The following is an 18293-nucleotide window of genomic DNA, read 5'->3' as shown; positions in this document are numbered from 1 at the left end:
ATGCGGTTGTTTATTGCCGAAAAGCCGAGCCTGGCCCGTGCCATTGCCGATGTGCTGCCTAAGCCGCATCGCAAAGGCGACGGCTTTATCGAATGCGGTAACGGGCAGGTGGTCACCTGGTGTATCGGTCACCTGCTTGAGCAGGCGCAGCCGGATGTCTATGACAGCCGCTACGCCCGCTGGAATTTAAACGATCTGCCCATCGTGCCGGAAAAATGGCGCCTGCAGCCCCGACCTTCGGTGACCAAACAGCTCAACGTGATCAAGCGCTTCCTGCATGAAGCCGATGAAATCGTGCACGCGGGTGACCCGGACAGGGAAGGACAGCTGCTGGTGGATGAGGTGCTGGACTATCTGGAGCTGGCGCCGGAAAAGCGCCAGCAGGTGCAGCGCTGTCTGATCAACGACCTCAACCCGCAGGCGGTGGAGCGTGCGATCTCGCGCCTGCGCGCCAACAGCGAATTTATTCCGCTGTGCGTCTCGGCGCTGGCCCGCGCGCGCGCCGACTGGCTGTACGGCATCAACATGACCCGCGCCTACACCATCCTCGGGCGCAACGCGGGCTATCAGGGCGTGCTCTCGGTGGGGCGCGTGCAGACGCCGGTGCTGGGGCTGGTCGTGCGTCGTGATGAAGAGATTGAGAACTTCGTCGCCAAAGATTTCTTTGAAGTGAAAGCGCATATCGTCACGCCTAAAGACGAACGCTTTACCGCCGTCTGGCAGCCGAGCGATGCCTGCGAGTCATATCAGGATGAAGAGGGACGTTTGCTGCACCGTCCGCTGGCGGATCATGTGGTTAACCGCATTACCGGACAGCCCGCTATCGTCACCAGCTATAACGATAAACGGGAATCAGAACCCGCGCCGCTGCCGTTCTCGCTGTCGGCCCTGCAGATCGAGGCCGCAAAGCGCTTTGGCCTCAGCGCGCAGAACGTGCTGGATATCTGCCAGAAGCTCTATGAAACCCATAAGCTGATCACCTATCCGCGTTCGGATAGCCGCTACCTGCCGGAAGAGCATTTTGCCGGTCGTCATTCGGTGATGAACGCCATTAGCGTGCACGCGCCGGATCTGCTGCCGCAGCCGGTGGTGAACCCAGATACCCATAACCGCTGCTGGGACGACAAAAAGGTGGACGCCCACCACGCGATTATCCCGACGGCGCGCGCCAGCAGCGTCAACCTGACGGATAACGAAGCGAAGGTCTACAACCTGATCGCTCGTCAGTACCTGATGCAGTTCTGCCCGGACGCGGTGTTCCGCAAATGCGTGATCGAGCTGGAAATCGCAAAAGGGAAGTTTATCGCCAAAGCCCGTTTCCTCGCGGAAGCAGGCTGGCGCACGCTGCTCGGCAACAAAGAGCGTGACGAAGAGAACGACGGTACGCCGCTGCCCGTGGTGGCTAAAGACGACGAACTGCTGTGCGAGAAAGGGGAAGTGGTGGAACGCCAGACCCAGCCGCCGCGCCATTTTACCGATGCGACGCTGCTGTCGGCTATGACCGGGATCGCCCGGTTCGTGCAGGATAAAGATCTGAAGAAAATCCTGCGCGCCACCGACGGTCTGGGCACGGAGGCAACCCGCGCGGGGATCATCGAGCTGCTCTTTAAGCGCGGTTTTCTTGAGAAAAAAGGGCGCTATATCCATTCGACCGAGCCGGGCCGCGCGCTGATTCATTCCCTGCCTGAGCTGGCCGCCAGGCCGGACATGACCGCGCACTGGGAGTCGGTGCTGACGCAGATCAGCGAGAAGCAGTGCCGCTATCAGGACTTTATGCAGCCGCTGGTGGGGACGCTTTACCAGCTGATCGATCAGGCGCGCAGCACGCCCGTGAAAACGTTCAGAGGGATGGTTGCACCCGGTGGTGGCGCGAAGAAACCGTTTAAAAAGAAAAAGAGCGCGGCCGCCTCTTAACCCGTAGGCCGGGTCAGGCGAAGCCGCCACCCGGCGATAGACAGCTCTGCGGCCTGAAAAAAGCCCGGTGGCGGCTACGCCTTACCGGGCCTACAGGGCGAGAACGCCGCGAAAACTTAAATCACACCCTGCCCAATCATCGCATCCGCCACCTTCACGAACCCGGCGATATTCGCCCCGCGCACGTAATTGGTTTGCGATGCTTCACCGCCGTACTCCACGCAGGCGTGGTGAATATCCAGCATGATATGGTGCAGGCGCGCATCCACTTTCTCTGCCTTCCAGCAGAGACGCGCGGCGTTTTGCGCCATCTCGAGGCCGGAGGTTGCCACGCCGCCCGCGTTGGCGGCCTTGCCCGGTGCAAACAGCACGCCTGCCTCCAGGAACAGGTCCGTCGCGTCGATCGTGGTCGGCATGTTTGCCCCTTCGGCGACCGCTTTTACGCCGTTGCTAATCAACGTGCGCGCGGCTTCAGCATCCAGCTCGTTCTGCGTGGCGCACGGCAGGGCGATATCCACCGGCACGCCCCACGGCTGTTTACCTTCGAGGTAGGTCAGGCCAAACTCCCGGGCGTAATCCGCTACGCGTCCATCGCGGCTGGCTTTGATTTCACACAGGCGCGTCAGCTTCTCTGCCGTGAAGCCCGCTTCATCCACCACCGTTCCGCTGGAGTCAGAGGCGGTCACCACGCGAGCGCCAAACTGCATCGCTTTCTCAATCGCGTACTGCGCCACGTTACCGGAGCCGGAAACGGCTACGCGCATGCCTTCGAAGCCTAAGCCGTGACGCTTGAGCATGGCCTCTGTGAAGTAAACCAGGCCGTACCCGGTCGCTTCCGGGCGGATCAGGCTCCCGCCAAACGACAGCCCTTTGCCGGTAAAGACGCAGGCGCTGTTGTTGGAAAGCTTTTTCATCATCCCGGCCATAAAGCCCACTTCACGTCCGCCCACGCCGATATCACCGGCAGGCACGTCGGTGTCCGGGCCGAGGTGACGGTAGAGTTCGGTCATCAGCGCCTGGCAGAAACGCATCACTTCACCTTCGCTTTTGCCTTTCGGGTCGAAATCGCTGCCGCCTTTTCCGCCGCCCATGGGCAGCGTGGTCAGCGCGTTTTTAAAGGTCTGCTCGAAGCCGAGGAATTTCAGAATCGACAGGTTCACGGACGGATGGAAACGCATGCCGCCCTTAAACGGGCCGATGGCCGAGTTAAACTGGACGCGCCACGCGCGGTTAACCTGCACCTGATTGCGATCGTCCACCCACGTCACGCGGAACTGGATCACGCGCTCTGGCTCGACAAGGCGTTCAAGCAAAGACATCTGGCGATAGCGCGGGTTTTGTTCAAGGAAGGGCCACAGGGTGGTCATCACTTCGCGCACGGCCTGGGCGAACTCGCTTTGGTGCGGGTCGCGCTGCTGAACATGGGCAAGGAAACTTTCCAGAGAGCGTGTCTGATCCATAGATATAAGAACCTCTTATAATAATGTTTGTATATGACTTATGCGTTTTGTGTTGTTTTTTTGACTATACCACCCGTACCGCTTTGTGTGGCAAGCAGAAATTCAGGACGAAAGGGAAATTAATGACAGGTGCTGCGTCATAACCAAAAGCGATGACGAGATAAATTAAAGGTTCCGCGCGGGTTTACCGTTATAGTCATTATCAAGGGAACAACAGGAAGATGTGTCTATGAACCGTTATGTACTTACCGCATTATGTGCGATTTTTACCGCAGGCGCGCAGGCTGAACGCATTCGCCCGGATGTGGAAGTGAATGTGCCGCCGGAAGTGTTTACCTCCAGCGGCCAGAATCAAACGGTGCAACCCTGTAATCAGTGCTGCATCTATCAGAATCAAAACTACTCGGAAGGGGCCGTCGTGAAGGCGGAGGGCGTGCTGTTGCAGTGCCAGCGCGACGAGCGCGCCATCAGCACGAACCCGCTGGTCTGGCGTCGCGTAAAACAATAAACGCCTCCAGCAGGGGAATATCCGCGGGGGCTAAGGTATAGCCAAACGCCTCTTCAGGCGTACACCACGCCAGTGCGCTGTGGTAGTGCGCCGTGAGCGCACCGCTAAACGCAGGAACGTGCCAGGCGTGCAGGTTGATTAAGCGCTGCGAGACTTCGCGCTGGTGGCTTGCCACGTATTGCGCAGGCCGCGCTTCAATACCTAACTCTTCACGCAGCTCGCGGATAAGCGCCTCGGGCTGGGTTTCACCTGCCTCGACTTTGCCGCCAGCAAATTCCCACATGCCAGGCTGGTCGGCGTGGGCAGGGCGCTGCGCCAGTAAAATTTTGTCGTCTTTTTCGATGATGGCGGCAACGACATCGAGTGTTTTCAGCATGGTCGTCAATAATTGATAGCGAAAAAAGACATATTATCGTGCCCTTTCTCAGAGTCCAGCTATCAGGAGAATCAGGTGAAAGAGACTACCGCCTGGGTTGCCCCTATCGAATCCCTTCCCGCCAGCCTTAAACCCATTGCCGTGATGCAGAAAAAGCATTTTGGCGCCGTGCTGAATCCCACGCGCTGGTGGGGGCGCATGCCGCGTCTGTTCTGGCTGGTGGCGCTGTTCGTCGGTTTTCTGGAGCGTCGTCGCGCGCGCCTGTCACCCGTGCTGCGTTCGCTGCTCATGACGCGGGTGTCCCAGCTCTGCCACTGCGCTTTCTGTATTGATGCCAACAGCCTGCGGCTGGCCGAGCGCTGCGGTGCGCTGGAAAAGGTGCAGGCCGTGAGCGACTGGCAGGCATCCGCCTTGTTCACGGAGCAGGAGCGCGCGGCGCTGGCCTACGCCGAGGCGGTGACCGCCACGCCGCCCCGGGCGGATGAGGCCATCAGAACGGCGCTGAAGCGCCACTTTACGGATGACGCCATCACCGAGATGACGGCGCTCATTGCCTTTCAGAATCTCTCTGCCCGCTTTAACGCCGCGCTGGATATTCCGGCGCAGGGGCTATGCGCCACCTTTAACGAGACGCCCCATGCTTGATCGCCATTTTCACCCGCGGATAAAACCGGCTCTGAATCGTCTGGTCTCCGTGCTGGACAGGCCGGGCATCACGCCAGACGGATTGACCCTGACAGGGTTTGCCATCGGCGTGCTGGCGCTGCCGTTTCTGGCCCTCGGCTGGTATCCGGCGGCGCTGGTCGCCATCGTGCTTAACCGCCTGCTGGACGGTCTGGACGGGGCGCTGGCGCGCCGCAGAGGCCTGACCGATGCGGGGGGATTTCTCGATATCGCGCTCGACTTTCTGTTCTACGCCCTGGTGCCGTTTGGCTTTGCGCTGGCAGCACCGGCGGAAAATGCGCTGGCGGCCGCCTGGCTGCTGTTCGCGTTTATCGGGACCGGCAGCAGTTTTCTGGCGTTCGCGGCCCTGGCCGCGAAGCACGACATCGACAACCCCGGCTATGCGCACAAGTCGTTTTATTACATCGGCGGGTTAACGGAAGGGACGGAGACCATCGTGCTGTTTGTGCTGTGCTGCCTTTTTCCTGCGCACTTTACGCTCTTCGCGTGGGTATTCGGCGCGCTGTGCTGGCTGACCACCACAACGCGCATCTGGAGCGGCTACGTGACGCTGAAGTCACTTAACCCTTAGCGCGCACTTTCAGGCCCGCGCTCACCGGTCGTCACCGGGTTCTGCGGATGACTGCTCCATTCGTACCAGCCGCCGTCATAGACGGCGATATTCTTCCAGCCCATCGCCCGGGCGTACATAAAGGTTTCAGACGCCCGCCAGCCGGTGCCGCAGTAAAACGCGACGTGCTGTTCCGGCAGAATATTCCAGCGCTTCCACTGGGCGGCGATGTCGTCAGCGTTGCGCATGGTGCCATCCGGGTTATGGAAATCCTCCATGTGGGTGGCATCGCTGCCCGCGTGACCCCAGCGGGCACCGGCAATTTCACCTTTTGGCTTGATGTAGCTGTAGCCGCTGGTTTCGCCGATGAACTCCGGCCACGAGCGTATGCTGACCAGAGAGGCATCCTGACGGTGCAGCATGCCGCGCGCCTGTTCCATATCCACCATCAGCTGCGGCTGACCGGGGATCGGCGCGCCGAAATCGGGGGCGGGCGTCACTTTACCGGGCGTACCGCGCTCAACCGGCAGGCCTGCATCTGACCACGCCTTCCAGCCGCCGTCGAGAATACGCACATCCTTCACGCCCGCATACAGCATAATCTGCGCCACGCGCGCGGCGGCGTAGACGTCGCGGCCATACAAAATGACGGTGGTATCGTGACGGATCCCGTGCTTCGCCAGCATCGCTCTCAGCTTGTCGTCGGAGACTTTATTCCACAGCGGTTCGCTTTCCACCTCGTTGGTGTCGATATAGCCCGCGCCGGGAATGTGGTTCAGCAAGTAAAACTTCGGTGCACCCCAGGCGGCCTCAATCACTTTCCAGTCGCCCGCCGGTGCGGCAGCCACGGGTTTACCCTGCTGGAGTCGGTGGATCCACTGCGGGTAAACCAGCTGTTCAAAGTGAGGCAGGCGCTGAAGGCGCTCGGGCGTCTGCAGAGCATCGCTGAGCAGCGAAACGTGGCGGTATCCGGCTTTCTCCAGGCGGGCTTTCACCGCCTGGTTATCGTTCTCGTCGCCGTACAGGGCGATGGTCGTCGCAGGGGTAAGCTGATGCTGTTTTGCCCACAGCGCAATCTGCTCGTCGCTCATGGCGCTGAGCCAGGCGGCAGCAAGGTTGAGCGCGGCGGGTTCATGCCCGGAGGGGCCGCTGAGCGTCTGCGGCCAGCCGTTATAGAAGGCGCTGGCGCGGGTGTCGACAGGCGTGCCGTGCTGTGCCTGAAGCTGAGACAGCGTGATGGCGTTGGGCATATCAGCCGCCAGCGAGGAAAAGGAAGCGAGGCCGCAGAGCAGGGCCAGCGCGGTCAGTTGAGAAACACGTTTCATCGAATAACCTGACGTCAGTAAAAGAGGGGGGCATTGTCGTCTCTCCCGAATCGGAAAACATTGCGTTAGCACATTATTGCCAGCGAGAAATCTCAATCAGCTCGCCGCCGGGTGGAATATCGTCCTCATCGTGCGTGACCAGCACCGCCGGAATATTGCGCGCGCGGACGGCGTCAAATACCCATGCCCGAAACGTGGCGCGTAACGCTTTATCGAGGCGGCTGAACGGTTCATCCAGCAGCAGCGCCTGCGGCTCCGCGAGCAGGGCCCGCAGCAGGCTGACCCGGGCACGCTCCCCGCCGGAGAGGGTGGCCGGATCGCTGGCGTAATGGCCGCTCAGCCCGGCGGAATCCAGCGCCTGCGCGACCGCCTCCCGACGCGCGCGCCCGGCGATGCGCTCGGGCAGCGCCAGCAGCAAATTTTGCCCGACGCTGAACTGGTCGAACAGCAGCGCATCCTGAAAGAGAATACCCAGCCCGCGGGACTCCACGGGAAGCGCGTCGCAGCGACGCGCGTCGAGCCACAGTTCGCCCCGCGCCTGGAAATCGTCTGACAGCGCGCCGACCATCCAGGCAAAAAGGGTCGACTTTCCGCTGCCGGACGGCCCCATCAGGGTGACGATCTCCCCGCGGGGCACGCAAAAACTGACCTCGCGGAAAAGCGGTTCGATGGTGAGATTTTTTACCTTCAGCATTAACGTAACCCTTGTCGGTAGCGGCCCACGAGCCGGGATAGCAGGGCGGCAAGACCAAATACCGTGCCCGTGACCAGCAGTAATCCCAGCGCCCGGTTAGCGAGAATCGGGATGCTGCCCCCGCTGCTGAGCGCCACGGTTTCGGTGGTCAGCGTGGCGAAATGCCCCGCGCCCAGCCACAGCGTCGGCATATATTGCGCCATGCTGACGGAAAAGCCGGTGGCAAAGGCCAGTAGCGCAGGGCGCACCAGCAGCGGGCATTTCAGCAGTAAAAAGATTTTTGTCCGTCGCCAGCCGAGGGTTCTGGCGGTGAGAATAAGCCGGGGATCGATCCGGCGCCAGGCGGGTTGCAGCACCAGCAGCATCCACGGCAATACCCACAGGAGGTGGCTCCAGAGCACGGCGGCGTAGTGCCCGTCGATGCCCAGGTGCAACGCAATGGCATACTGGCCGGTGACGAGCGGGAGGGCCGGAAGGGCGAGCGGTAACCATACCCACAGCGTGCCGCGCTGCGGGCCCCACTCCAGCCAGAGTAACCCGACGACCAGGGCAATCAGGGCTGAAAGCAGACCGAAGGAAAGGCTGGTTCCCACCGGGCCAACGTCATCCCGTTGCGCCAGCATCAGCAGTACTGCGGCGCACAGGACGCCGCAGGCGGGCAGAAACCCGCTCAGTGCCCGCTCAGGCCGGACGCGCTGCGACCGGGGACGCGTTCCGGTGAGGTCCGCAAGTGTGCGAACCCATGCCTTCCAGAGTCCGTATCCCAGAGCGGCAAGCGCGGCCAGCAGCAGAAGGAGAAGCAGGCACAGCAGCGTCCCTTTTGCCTGCTGCTGCGCGTCGCCCTGGTTTAACCACTGCCAGGCCAGCACGGCCAGGGTAGGCGGGTTGCCGGGCCCGAGAACGATCGCCACGTCCACGACCGACAGCGACCATGCCAGCACCGCCAGCATGACTGCCCCGAGGACGGGCGCGATAGCTGGCAGAATCAGCCAGCTCAGCGTCTGAAAACGCCCGTAGCCGAGCGTCTGCAGGACGATCTTCTGCTGCGCGAGCCGTTTTTCCGGCAGTACGGCATAAATCGCCCACAGGACAAACGCGCTCTCTTTGAGCGCGAGCGTCAGCCCCAGCCCGGCACCGTAGCGGTCAAACGGCGGCGAACAGACGGTGCAGACCTGATAAAACAGTCCGCCCTCGGCAAACAGCAGTAGCGCGCCGGTGGCGAACGCCACATGGGGTATCGCCAGCAGCCACGGCAGACGGGTTGTGAGACGTCGCCAGCGTTTTCCGGGCCAGAGAAGGCTGACGAGGAGAAGGGCAATGAACAACGCCCCCAGCGTGGCGATGAGCGTTGAGACCAGCGTGGCGACGGCCGCCTGCGGGAGCTGCGGATCGTTCAGCAGCCGCTGCCAGTTTGTCACCGAAAACGCCGGGGCAAGCAGCATGGCGCCGGCGGGCAGGATCGGCAGATAAATCACCGCCATCGCCAGCCGGACGAGCCCGCTCAGCGGGTGCCGTAACGACGCAGCCATTCCTGCTCCAGCGCGTTCACCCAGGCGGACTGCGGCTCGGCAAGCACCTTCGGCAGCCCCTGAGTCGTGTGGGCCAGCAGCTGTCTGGCTTCTTCTTCGGGCAGCGTTTTCGCATCCAGCACGCTCGGATCGCCCCAGATGGCCGGGTCAGCTTTGCGGATCTGCGCCTGCGGCGACAGCAGGAAATTGGCGACCATTTTCGCCCCCGCGCTCGCGCTGGCGTTGGCCGGAATCGCCACAAAATGGACGTTGCCGAGCATCCCGCCCTGAAAACCAAAGCTATAGCTGTCGGCGGGCAGTTCGCCGCTCGCCACTTTCTGCTGCGCATGGGCCGGGTTAAAGGTCAGCGACAGATTCAGGCTGCCGCTGGCAAGCAGGGCATCCATCCGTGCAGGAGAAGGGGGAAAATCTTTCCCTTCGCGCCACAGCAGCGGGTGGAGCGTGTCCAGATAATCCCAGAGCGGGGCCGTGACCTCGGCAAAGGTGCTATCGGGGGCCTTTTGCAGCGCCTCCGGGTGAGCGGTTAGCGTCATCAGCAGCTGCTCAAGAAATGCCGTGCCGGTAAAATCGGGCGGGCGAGGATAGCTGATCTTGCCGGGATGCTGCTGCGCGTACGCCAGCAGTGCCTGAGGATCCACAGGCGGCGTCGGCATGCTGGCTTTGCGGGCGATAAAGGTCAGCTGCGCGCCGCCCCACGGCGATTCCGCGCCGTCTGTGGGGATAGCAAAATCCTCCGTGACGGGCTTGCGGGTATCAACATAGCGCCAGTTGGGCAACGTCTGCGCCCATCCGGTCTGCAGCAGGTTTGCCTCTTTCAGCGTGCGGAAGTTCTCGCCGTTAACCCACAGCAGGTCGACGGAGCCGCTGGTCTTACGTCCCGCGGCGGCTTCGGTCTGAATGCGTTTTACCGCGTCGGCAGCATCCGCCAGCGGGACAATTTTAAGGGTAATGGCATAGTGCGTTTGCATCTCGCCGCTGACCCACTCCAGATAGCGGTTGACCGCCGGATCGCCGCCCCAGGCGTTAAACCAGACGGTCTGGCCTTTGGCCTGTTGCTGAATGGCCTGCCAGCCGTCGGCGGCAAATAGGGGGGCTGCCAGCAGCAGACCGGTCAGAAACGTGCAAAAACGCACACGGCGCATAATGCCTCACTTTTTAGCAGACGGGAGAAAACGGGAAAACAGCCGGCGGGTGACCAGCGGTAATAACCCCAGTAGTGTAAAGGCGAATACCGTGCCCGGCGACAAAATATCGCGCAGCGAGGTCACTTTTCCCAGCGCGCGCCCGGCGTTCAGAAAGATAATCGTGGCGGGCAGCATGGCGACCTGGCTCACCCACCAGTAGCGAAATACCCCAATCCGGGTCAGCCCCATCAGCAAATTCACCAGAAAAAACGGGAACAGCGGCATCAGGCGCAGGGCAAAAAGAAAGTTCGCGCCGTCGCGCGCCATGCCGGTATTCACCGTACTCATCTGCCGGGCAAACCGCCGTTGCACCCAGTCGCGCAAAAGATAGCGGCTGGCGAGCATCGCCAGCGTGGCCCCGAGCGTGGAGGCAAAGGAGACCAGCACGGTGCCTTCCCACAGGCTAAACAATGCCCCGCCCAGCAGGGTCAGGACCGCCGCGCCGGGGATCGAGAGGGCGGAGACCGCCACATAGACCGCAAAAAAGATCAGCGCGCTGCGCAGCGGCGCGTGGTCGACATAGGAGAGTAATGCCTGCTGGTGCGTTTTAATCCCTTCCAGGGAGAGGGTTCCCGGCGGAAGCATGATAAACGCCAGAATAAAGGCGCCCAGAAGGGCGCACAGGAAGAGTGTTTTTGAAAGGTTCACGCGTCATTACAGCTTGAATTTAGCCCACACCGGCGCGTGGTCAGACGGTTTTTCCATGCTGCGGATGTCGTAGTCGATCCCGGTTTCGATGCAGCGTTCGGCCAGCGGTGTACTGGCGAGCAGAAGATCGATACGCAGGCCGCGGTTGTCGTCAAAGCCTTTGGAGCGGTAGTCAAACCAGGAGAAGCGATCCTGCGTTTCCGGGTTGGCATTGCGGAACGTATCCACCAGGCCCCAGCCCAGCAGGCGCTCCATCCACTCACGCTCTTCCGGCAGGAAGGAGCATTTGCCGGTGCGCAGCCAGCGTTTGCGGTTCTCTTCGCCAATACCGATATCGAGATCCGTCGGGCTGATATTCATGTCGCCCATGATCAGCACCGGATTCTCTTTTTTGAGTTCGGTGGTCAGGTAGTCCTGCAGATCCTGATAAAACTTCGCTTTAGCCGGGAATTTGGTCTCATGGTCACGGCTCTCACCCTGCGGGAAATAGCCGTTGATGACCGTGATATTGCCGATCGCAGAAGGGACTTCTGCCATGATAATGCGACGCTGTGCTTCTTCACCGTCGCCCGGGAAGCCGCGACGCACGGAAACCGGTGGCGCTTTGGTCAGCAGCGCGACGCCATAGTGACCTTTCTGGCCGTGATAAAAGACGTTGTAGCCGAGTTTCGCCACCTCTTCGAGGGGGAACATGTCGTCGTGAACCTTTGTCTCCTGCAGGCCGATCACATCTGGCTGATGTTGCTCAACGATAGCTTCAAGCTGATGAGGGCGGGCACGCAGGCCGTTGATATTAAAAGAGACAAATTTCATAGTCGCTGCCAGTGCAAGGTGAATAGTGCAAGGATGGTAGCAGAATTTGCGTCAACTGTTACCGGCTTCGACCAATAACTGCAACAGATAATGCCGGTGGTGCAATATTTGCACCATTCTGACGCGCTTCGCCCCCAAAGAGGGCGTAAATGGCCGATAAATTTCGCGAGCGATCACAATTCCAGAATTATATTTGGCCTGTGCATACTCTTTCTGATTTTCATGCGGCAAAGCGCCGCTTGTCGTAAAAATATTCACTTTTTATGCACTAATAGTGAATAACTCCATGTTGTAACTCATTGATATTCTGTTACCTCAACCCGTTTATGCATTTTTATCGCTGGCTGGCACGAAGGCTGCAATCTACATTCACAGTGCAAACACTCAATTATTTAACATTCAAATAACCTTTTATTTACCGGATGAGGTCGCTATGTCTCTGTCAATTACGCGTGAAAATTTCGATGAATGGATGATGCCGGTTTACGCTCCGGCGGCTTTTATTCCGGTTCGTGGGGAAGGCTCGCGCCTGTGGGATCAGCAGGGTAAAGAGTATATCGACTTTGCCGGTGGGATTGCGGTGAACGCGCTGGGGCATGCGCACCCGGCGCTGCGTCAGGCGCTCAATGACCAGGCGGCGAAGTTCTGGCATACCGGCAACGGCTTTACCAACGAGCCCGCGCTGCGCCTGGCCAAAAAACTGATCGACGCGACGTTTGCCGAAAAAGTCTTTTTCTGTAACTCGGGGGCGGAAGCCAACGAAGCGGCGCTGAAGCTGGCGCGCAAATATGCGCACGATAAGTTTGGTACCCACAAGAGCGGTATCGTGGCGTTTAAAAATGCCTTCCACGGACGCACGCTCTTTACCGTCAGCGCGGGTGGCCAGCCTTCCTACTCGCAGGATTTCGCACCGCTGCCGCCGGATATCCGTCACGGTATTTATAACGATCTGCAGTCTGCCAGCGAGCTGATTAACGACACCACCTGTGCGGTGATCGTCGAGCCGATGCAGGGCGAGGGCGGCGTGCTTCCGGCGAAAAAAGAATTCCTGCAGGGGCTGCGCGAGCTGTGCGATCGTCATAACGCGGTGCTGATTTTCGACGAAGTCCAGACCGGCGTGGGCCGCACCGGCGAGCTGTATGCCTATATGCACTACGGCGTCACGCCGGACGTGCTGTCGACCGCCAAAGCGCTGGGCGGCGGCTTCCCGATTGGCGCAACGCTGACTACCGATAAATTCGCCAGCGTGATGACCGTCGGCACCCACGGTACCACCTACGGCGGCAACCCGCTGGCCACCGCCGTTGCCGGTCAGGTGCTCGACATCATTAATACCCCTGAGGTGCTGAAGGGCGTTAAGCAGCGCCACGACTGGTTTGTTGAGCGCCTGAATGCCATCAACGGCAAGGTTGGCCTGTTTAAAGAAATTCGTGGCCTGGGGCTGTTAATCGGCTGCGAGCTCACCGCTGAGTTTGCCGGAAAAGCTAAACTTATTTCACAGGAAGCGGCAAAAGTGGGCGTGATGGTGCTGATTGCCGGTGCCAACGTCGTGCGTTTTGCTCCCGCGCTGATTGTCAGCGAGGAAGAGGTGCAAACCGGTCTGGACCGCTTTGCGCTGGCGTGTGAAAAGGTGAAATCCGGGGTGTCATCATGATGGTCATCCGTCCCGTTGAGCGCGGCGATCTCGCCGGGCTCATGCAGCTTGCCGGTAAGACGGGAGGCGGGCTGACCTCGCTTCCTGCCGATGAAAAAACGCTGTCGGCGCGCATTGAGCGCGCCCTTCAAACCTGGCAGGGGACGTTGCCAAAAAGCGAACAGGGGTATGTGTTCGTGCTGGAAGACACCGACACGGGGACCGTGGCCGGGATCTGCGCCATTGAAGTGGCCGTCGGGCTTAACGACCCGTGGTACAACTACCGCGTCGGCACCATGGTTCATGCCTCGAAAGAGCTGAACGTCTATAACGCGCTGCCGACGCTGTTCCTCTGCAACGACCACACGGGCGCCAGCGAGCTTTGCACGCTGTTCCTCGACCCGGCGTGGCGCAAGGAGGGCAACGGCTACCTGCTTTCCAAATCGCGCTTTATGTTTATGGCCGCCTTCCGCGATCGCTTTAACGAAAAGGTGGTTGCGGAGATGCGCGGCGTGATCGACGACACCGGCTATTCACCGTTCTGGGAGAGCCTGGGCGAGCGCTTCTTCTCGATGGAGTTTAGCCGGGCGGACTATCTCTGCGGCACGGGTCAGAAAGCCTTTATTGCCGAACTGATGCCGAAGCATCCTATCTATACCCATTTCCTCAGCCCGGAAGCGCAGGCGGTGATCGGTGAAGTGCATCCGCAAACCGCGCCTGCCCGCGCGGTGCTGGAGAAAGAAGGGTTCCGCTACCGCAACTATGTCGACATCTTTGACGGCGGGCCCACGCTTGAGTGCGATATCGACCGCGTGCGCGCTATCCGTAAAAGCCGGCTGGTTGAGGTCTCTGAAGGCCAACCCGCGCCGGGCGACTGGCCGGCATGCCTGGTGGCGAACGAAAATTACGCCAACTTCCGTGCGATGCTGGTGCGGACCAACCCGAAATGTGAACGTCTGGTGCTGACGGCTGCAGAACTGGATGCCCTGAAATGTAACGCCGGCGATAAGGTTCGCCTGGTGCGTCTCTGCCCTGAGGAGAAAACAGTATGACATTATGGATTAACGGTGACTGGGTCACGGGCGAAGGCGAACAGCGCGTAAAGACCAATCCGGTAGGAAAAGAGGTGCTCTGGAAGGGGAACGACGCCAGCGCCGCGCAGGTGGAACAGGCCTGCCATGCCGCTCGCCGCGCGTTCCCGGCATGGGCAAAACAGCCTTTCGACGTGCGCCAGGCGCTTGTTGAAAAGTTTGCCGGGCTGCTGGAGGCAAATAAGGCCGAACTGACGCGCATCATCGCGTCTGAAACCAGTAAACCGCGCTGGGAAGCGGCAACCGAAGTGACAGCGATGATCAACAAAGTCGCCATTTCGGTGAAGGCGTACCACACCCGCACCGGCGAACAGCACACCGAGATGCCGGACGGCGCGGCCACGCTGCGCCACCGTCCGCACGGCGTGCTGGCGGTGTTTGGTCCGTACAACTTCCCGGGGCATCTGCCGAATGGCCACATTGTGCCCGCGCTGCTGGCGGGCAATACCGTGATTTTCAAGCCGAGCGAGCTCACCCCATTAACCGGCGAGGCGGTGGTTAAGCTGTGGGAACAGGCTGGCCTGCCGCCGGGCGTGCTGAACCTGGTGCAGGGCGGACGCGAAACCGGCCAGGCGCTGAGCGCGCTGAGCGATATCGACGGCCTGCTGTTTACCGGCAGCGCCGGGACGGGCTATCAGCTGCATCGCCAGCTGGCGGGGCAGCCGGAAAAAATCCTTGCTCTCGAGATGGGCGGCAACAACCCGCTGATTGTGGAAGACCCTGACGATATCGACGCCGCGGTGCACCTGACGATTCAGTCCGCCTTTATTACCGCCGGACAGCGCTGCACCTGCGCCCGCCGCCTGCTGGTGAAACGGGGCGCGCAGGGGGATGCGTTCCTCAAACGTCTGGTTGAGGTGAGCGCGCGTCTGGTGCCAGCCGCGTGGGATGCCGATCCGCAGCCGTTTATCGGCGGGCTGATTTCCGAGCAGGCCGCGCTGAACGTGCTGAAGGCCTGGCAGGACCACCTCACGCGCGGCGCGAAAACCCTGCTCGAACCGAAACAGGTTCAGCCGGGTGCCTCGCTGCTGACGCCGGGCATCGTTGAAATGAGCGGCGCGAGCAACGTGCCGGATGAAGAGGTCTTTGGCCCGCTGCTGTGCGTCTGGCGCTATGACGATTTTGACGACGCCATCGCAATGGCCAATAACACCCGCTACGGTCTGTCGAGCGGGCTGATTTCGCCGCATCGCGAGAAGTTTGACCAACTGCTGCTGGAAGCGCGCGCCGGGATTGTGAACTGGAATAAACCGCTGACCGGGGCCGCGAGCACCGCGCCGTTCGGCGGCGTGGGCGCGTCGGGGAACCATCGCGCCAGCGCGTGGTATGCCGCCGATTACTGCGCATGGCCGATGGCGAGCCTGGAAACCCCGGCGCTGACGCTGCCGGAGACGCTTAATCCGGGGCTGGACTTTACCGGAGGGGACCGTCATGAAAGCGCGTGAAGTCAACTTTGACGGGCTGGTGGGGCTGACGCACCACTACGCCGGTCTCTCTTTTGGTAATGAAGCCTCCACGAAGCACCGCTTTCAGGTCTCCAACCCGAAGCTGGCGGCGAAGCAGGGGCTGCTTAAGATGAAAGCGCTGGCGGATGCCGGTTTCCCACAGGCGGTGATCCCGCCGCAGGAGCGTCCGAACGTGGCGGTGCTGCGTCAGCTCGGCTTTAGCGGTACCGATGAGCAGGTGGTCGAAAAAGCGGGGACGCAGACGCCGCACCTGCTCTCGGCGGCAAGCTCCGCCTCTTCGATGTGGGTCGCCAACGCGGCAACCGTCGCGCCGTCAGCCGATACGCTGGATGGCAAAGTCCACCTGACGGTGGCGAACCTGAATAACAAGTTTCACCGCGCCACCGAAGCGGAAACCACCGAGCGCGTGCTGCGCGCCATTTTCAACCAGGATGCCCATTTCGCGGTGCATCAGGCCCTGCCGCAGGTGGCGATGTTTGGCGACGAAGGCGCGGCCAACCATAACCGCCTGGGGGGCGATTATGGCGAGCCGGGTGTGCAGCTGTTTATTTACGGGCGAGAAGAGGGGGGCCACGTCGCGCCAACCCGTTATCCTGCCCGTCAGACGCTGGCGGCCAGCCAGGCGGTTGCCCGCCTTAACCAGGTGAATCCTTCCCAGGTAATTTTTGCCCAGCAGAACCCGCATGTGATCGACCAGGGCGTGTTCCACAACGACGTGATTGCCGTTTCTAACCGCCAGGTGCTGTTCTGCCACGAGCAGGCGTTTGCCCATCAGGAAAAGCTGCTCGCCACGCTGCATGAGCGCGTGCGCGGCTTCACGCCTGTCCAGGTGCCAACGGAGGCGGTGAGCGTGCAGGACGCGGTTGAAACGTATCTGTTCAATAGCCAGCTGCTCAGCCGCGATGACGGCAGCATGATGCTGGTCCTGCCGCAGGAGTCCCGGGATCATCAGGGCGTATGGCGCTACCTGACCGAGCTGGTGAAGGCGGATAACCCGATTGACGAACTGCGCGTGTTTGACCTGCGTGAAAGCATGGCCAACGGCGGTGGTCCAGCCTGTTTACGTCTGCGCGTGGTCTTGACTCAGGACGAAATGCAGGCGGTTAACCCGGCGGTCATGATGAACGATACGCTCTTTACGCGCCTGAATGACTGGGTCGATCGCTACTATCGCGACCGTCTAACGCAGGCCGATCTGGTTGACCCGCAGCTTCTGCGCGAAGGTCGCGAGGCGCTGGACGCGTTGTCGACAATCCTGCAGCTGGGATCGGTTTATCCGTTCCAGCGCTAAAGGAGTGGGTATGGAAAATTTACTGGCGCTGACCCTGGCCGATGAAACGCCGGAACAGAAAGAGGGGGATGGCCCCTCATTTCGCTGGCGGTGGCTGGGGCGCGGGGTGCTTGAGCTGACGCCGACCGCAAAGAGCGATCTCTCGCTGCTGCTTTCAACGGGCATTCACGGGAATGAAACGGCGCCCGTTGAGATTGTCGATCTGCTGCTGCGCGCGCTGAATCGCAATGAAATTGCCCTGAAGTGCCGCGTGCTGGTGGTGCTCGGCAATCCCCCTGCGCTGGCGCAAAATAAACGGTATCTGGTGAGCGACATTAACCGCATGTTCGGCGGGCGCTGGTCGCAGTTTCCGCAGAGTGACGAAACGGCGCGGGCGGCGTGGCTGGAGAACGTGGTGACCGCGTTCTTTGCCGCTGCGGGTCCCGTGCGCTGGCATCTGGATCTGCATACGGCCATCCGCGCGTCCTACCATGTCCGCTTCGGCGTGCTGCCGCAGCGCAATCAGCCGTGGGAGGAAGATTTCCTGAGCTGGCTGGGAGATGCCGGGCTGGAGGCGCTGGTGTTTCACCAGTCGCCGGGCGGAACCTTTACGCACTTCACCTGTGAGCACTTTGGTGCGTTGTCCTGTACGCTGGAGCTGGGGAAAGCGCTGCCGTTTGGGCAAAACGATCTCACCCGCTTTGCGCCAACGCATCTCGCCCTGCGGGCGCTGCTGGGCGGGTCGGCTCCCGAGCCTACGCATCAGACCGTTGAGCGTTACCGGGTCGTACAGCAGATCACGCGCCGCAGCGATGCCTTCCTGCTCCACATGGCCGCACACACCTTCAACTTCACCCCGTTCCGCAAAGGGGCGCTGCTGGCCGAGGACGGGGAGGAACGTTACGAGGTGCAGAAAACCACCGAGTATGTTTTATTCCCTAACCCAACCGTCGCGTTTGGCCTGCGCGCCGGGCTGATGCTGGAAAAAATATCCTGAACCTTTCCCCTCTCATCATCCGGGAGGGGAAGTTAAATACCTTTTCTTAGCAATTAAAGCGCGTGAACGTGTTTTGCAGAATATTCCTGGTGAATTGCTTTATTATTCACCTTCACTCCGTTATACTTTTGCTAAATCGCTTTAAAATCAT

The 18293-nt window shown here is 60.8% G+C and carries 17 protein-coding genes; 9 read left to right on the top strand and 8 right to left on the bottom strand.

Annotated elements, in window-relative coordinates; translation table 11 throughout:
• Nucleotides 1–1914, top strand: coding sequence for a DNA topoisomerase III (locus tag ACVCAM_RS10215; RefSeq protein WP_008500701.1), 1914 nt, complete (start codon nucleotides 1–3; stop codon nucleotides 1912–1914).
• A 116-nt stretch (nucleotides 1915–2030) separates the two neighbouring features.
• Here ACVCAM_RS10215 and gdhA read toward each other — a convergent pair whose 3' ends face one another.
• The gene (gene gdhA, locus ACVCAM_RS10210) at nucleotides 2031–3374 is read right to left on the bottom strand and encodes an NADP-specific glutamate dehydrogenase (RefSeq protein WP_023327150.1); all 1344 of its coding nucleotides are present in this window, start codon (nucleotides 3372–3374) and stop codon (nucleotides 2031–2033) included.
• Nucleotides 3375–3603: 229 nt separating this feature from the next.
• On the opposite strand from gdhA, the gene ACVCAM_RS10205 reads away from it, so the two are divergent.
• Nucleotides 3604–3882 carry a DUF1496 domain-containing protein gene (locus tag ACVCAM_RS10205; protein ID WP_023327151.1) on the top strand — a complete coding sequence of 93 codons (279 nt, stop codon included), beginning with the start codon at nucleotides 3604–3606 and terminating at the stop codon, nucleotides 3880–3882.
• On the opposite strand, the gene ACVCAM_RS10200 is transcribed toward ACVCAM_RS10205, so the two are convergent.
• Nucleotides 3842–4258 (bottom strand): pyrimidine (deoxy)nucleoside triphosphate diphosphatase, encoded by a 417-nt coding sequence (locus ACVCAM_RS10200; RefSeq protein WP_023327152.1) that lies wholly within the window; start codon nucleotides 4256–4258, stop codon nucleotides 3842–3844. The genes ACVCAM_RS10205 and ACVCAM_RS10200 overlap by 41 nt on opposite strands.
• 75 nt (nucleotides 4259–4333) lie before the next feature.
• On the opposite strand from ACVCAM_RS10200, the gene ACVCAM_RS10195 reads away from it, so the two are divergent.
• Both ACVCAM_RS10195 and ACVCAM_RS10190 read left to right on the top strand, forming a co-directional pair.
• Entirely contained in the window at nucleotides 4334–4903 is a 570-nt protein-coding gene (locus tag ACVCAM_RS10195) for a carboxymuconolactone decarboxylase family protein (RefSeq protein WP_023327153.1), read from the top strand.
• Entirely contained in the window at nucleotides 4896–5513 is a 618-nt protein-coding gene (locus ACVCAM_RS10190) for a CDP-alcohol phosphatidyltransferase family protein (protein ID WP_023327154.1), read from the top strand. Before ACVCAM_RS10195 ends, ACVCAM_RS10190 begins: the two co-directional genes overlap by 8 nt.
• Here the strand turns inward: ACVCAM_RS10190 and ACVCAM_RS10185 are convergent.
• The 6 genes from ACVCAM_RS10185 to xthA all read right to left on the bottom strand — a co-directional run bounded on the left by ACVCAM_RS10185 (nucleotide 5510) and on the right by xthA (nucleotide 11685).
• Nucleotides 5510–6817: a sulfurtransferase gene (locus ACVCAM_RS10185; RefSeq protein ID WP_023327155.1), complete on the bottom strand. Its 1308-nt coding sequence runs from the start codon at nucleotides 6815–6817 to the stop codon at nucleotides 5510–5512. The genes ACVCAM_RS10190 and ACVCAM_RS10185 overlap by 4 nt on opposite strands.
• Nucleotides 6818–6890: 73 nt before the next feature.
• Nucleotides 6891–7511: an ATP-binding cassette domain-containing protein gene (locus ACVCAM_RS10180; protein WP_008500693.1), complete on the bottom strand. Its 621-nt coding sequence runs from the start codon at nucleotides 7509–7511 to the stop codon at nucleotides 6891–6893.
• Nucleotides 7511–9040, bottom strand: a complete 1530-nt coding sequence (locus tag ACVCAM_RS10175) for a thiamine ABC transporter permease (protein ID WP_407223265.1) — start codon at nucleotides 9038–9040, stop codon at nucleotides 7511–7513. The genes ACVCAM_RS10180 and ACVCAM_RS10175 overlap by 1 nt, the downstream gene beginning before the upstream one ends.
• Nucleotides 9013–10173, bottom strand: a complete 1161-nt coding sequence (locus ACVCAM_RS10170; RefSeq protein ID WP_407223789.1) for an ABC transporter substrate-binding protein — start codon at nucleotides 10171–10173, stop codon at nucleotides 9013–9015. The genes ACVCAM_RS10175 and ACVCAM_RS10170 overlap by 28 nt, the downstream gene beginning before the upstream one ends.
• 15 nt (nucleotides 10174–10188) lie before the next feature.
• On the bottom strand, nucleotides 10189–10809 hold the full coding sequence (locus ACVCAM_RS10165; RefSeq protein ID WP_407223791.1) for a TVP38/TMEM64 family protein: 621 nt from the start codon (nucleotides 10807–10809) through the stop codon (nucleotides 10189–10191).
• 69 nt (nucleotides 10810–10878) lie between these two features.
• On the bottom strand, nucleotides 10879–11685 hold the full coding sequence (gene xthA, locus ACVCAM_RS10160; RefSeq protein WP_032667291.1) for an exodeoxyribonuclease III: 807 nt from the start codon (nucleotides 11683–11685) through the stop codon (nucleotides 10879–10881).
• 433 nt (nucleotides 11686–12118) lie between these two features.
• Here xthA and astC point away from each other — a divergent pair, with 433 nt between their 5' ends.
• Genes astC through astE form a run of 5 tightly spaced genes read left to right on the top strand, consistent with a single transcriptional unit; the run spans nucleotide 12119 to nucleotide 18142 of the window.
• Nucleotides 12119–13339: a succinylornithine/acetylornithine transaminase gene (gene astC, locus ACVCAM_RS10155; protein WP_008500687.1), complete on the top strand. Its 1221-nt coding sequence runs from the start codon at nucleotides 12119–12121 to the stop codon at nucleotides 13337–13339.
• Nucleotides 13336–14370, top strand: a complete 1035-nt coding sequence (gene astA, locus ACVCAM_RS10150; protein ID WP_025911700.1) for an arginine N-succinyltransferase — start codon at nucleotides 13336–13338, stop codon at nucleotides 14368–14370. Before astC ends, astA begins: the two co-directional genes overlap by 4 nt.
• A complete protein-coding gene (astD, locus tag ACVCAM_RS10145; RefSeq protein WP_025911699.1) occupies nucleotides 14367–15854 on the top strand; it encodes a succinylglutamate-semialdehyde dehydrogenase in 1488 nt (495 codons plus the stop codon). Before astA ends, astD begins: the two co-directional genes overlap by 4 nt.
• Nucleotides 15841–17166 carry an N-succinylarginine dihydrolase gene (gene astB, locus ACVCAM_RS10140; protein WP_021241067.1) on the top strand — a complete coding sequence of 442 codons (1326 nt, stop codon included), beginning with the start codon at nucleotides 15841–15843 and terminating at the stop codon, nucleotides 17164–17166. Before astD ends, astB begins: the two co-directional genes overlap by 14 nt.
• A 10-nt stretch (nucleotides 17167–17176) precedes the next feature.
• Nucleotides 17177–18142: a succinylglutamate desuccinylase gene (gene astE / locus ACVCAM_RS10135; protein ID WP_447093585.1), complete on the top strand. Its 966-nt coding sequence runs from the start codon at nucleotides 17177–17179 to the stop codon at nucleotides 18140–18142.
• The last annotated feature ends 151 nt before the right edge of the window (nucleotides 18143–18293 follow it).

It is taken from the genome of Enterobacter sp. CFEC122 (genome assembly GCF_052983755.1).
The sequence above is the reverse complement of the archived record's forward strand: the minus strand, read 5'-3'. Positions and strand labels throughout refer to the sequence as shown.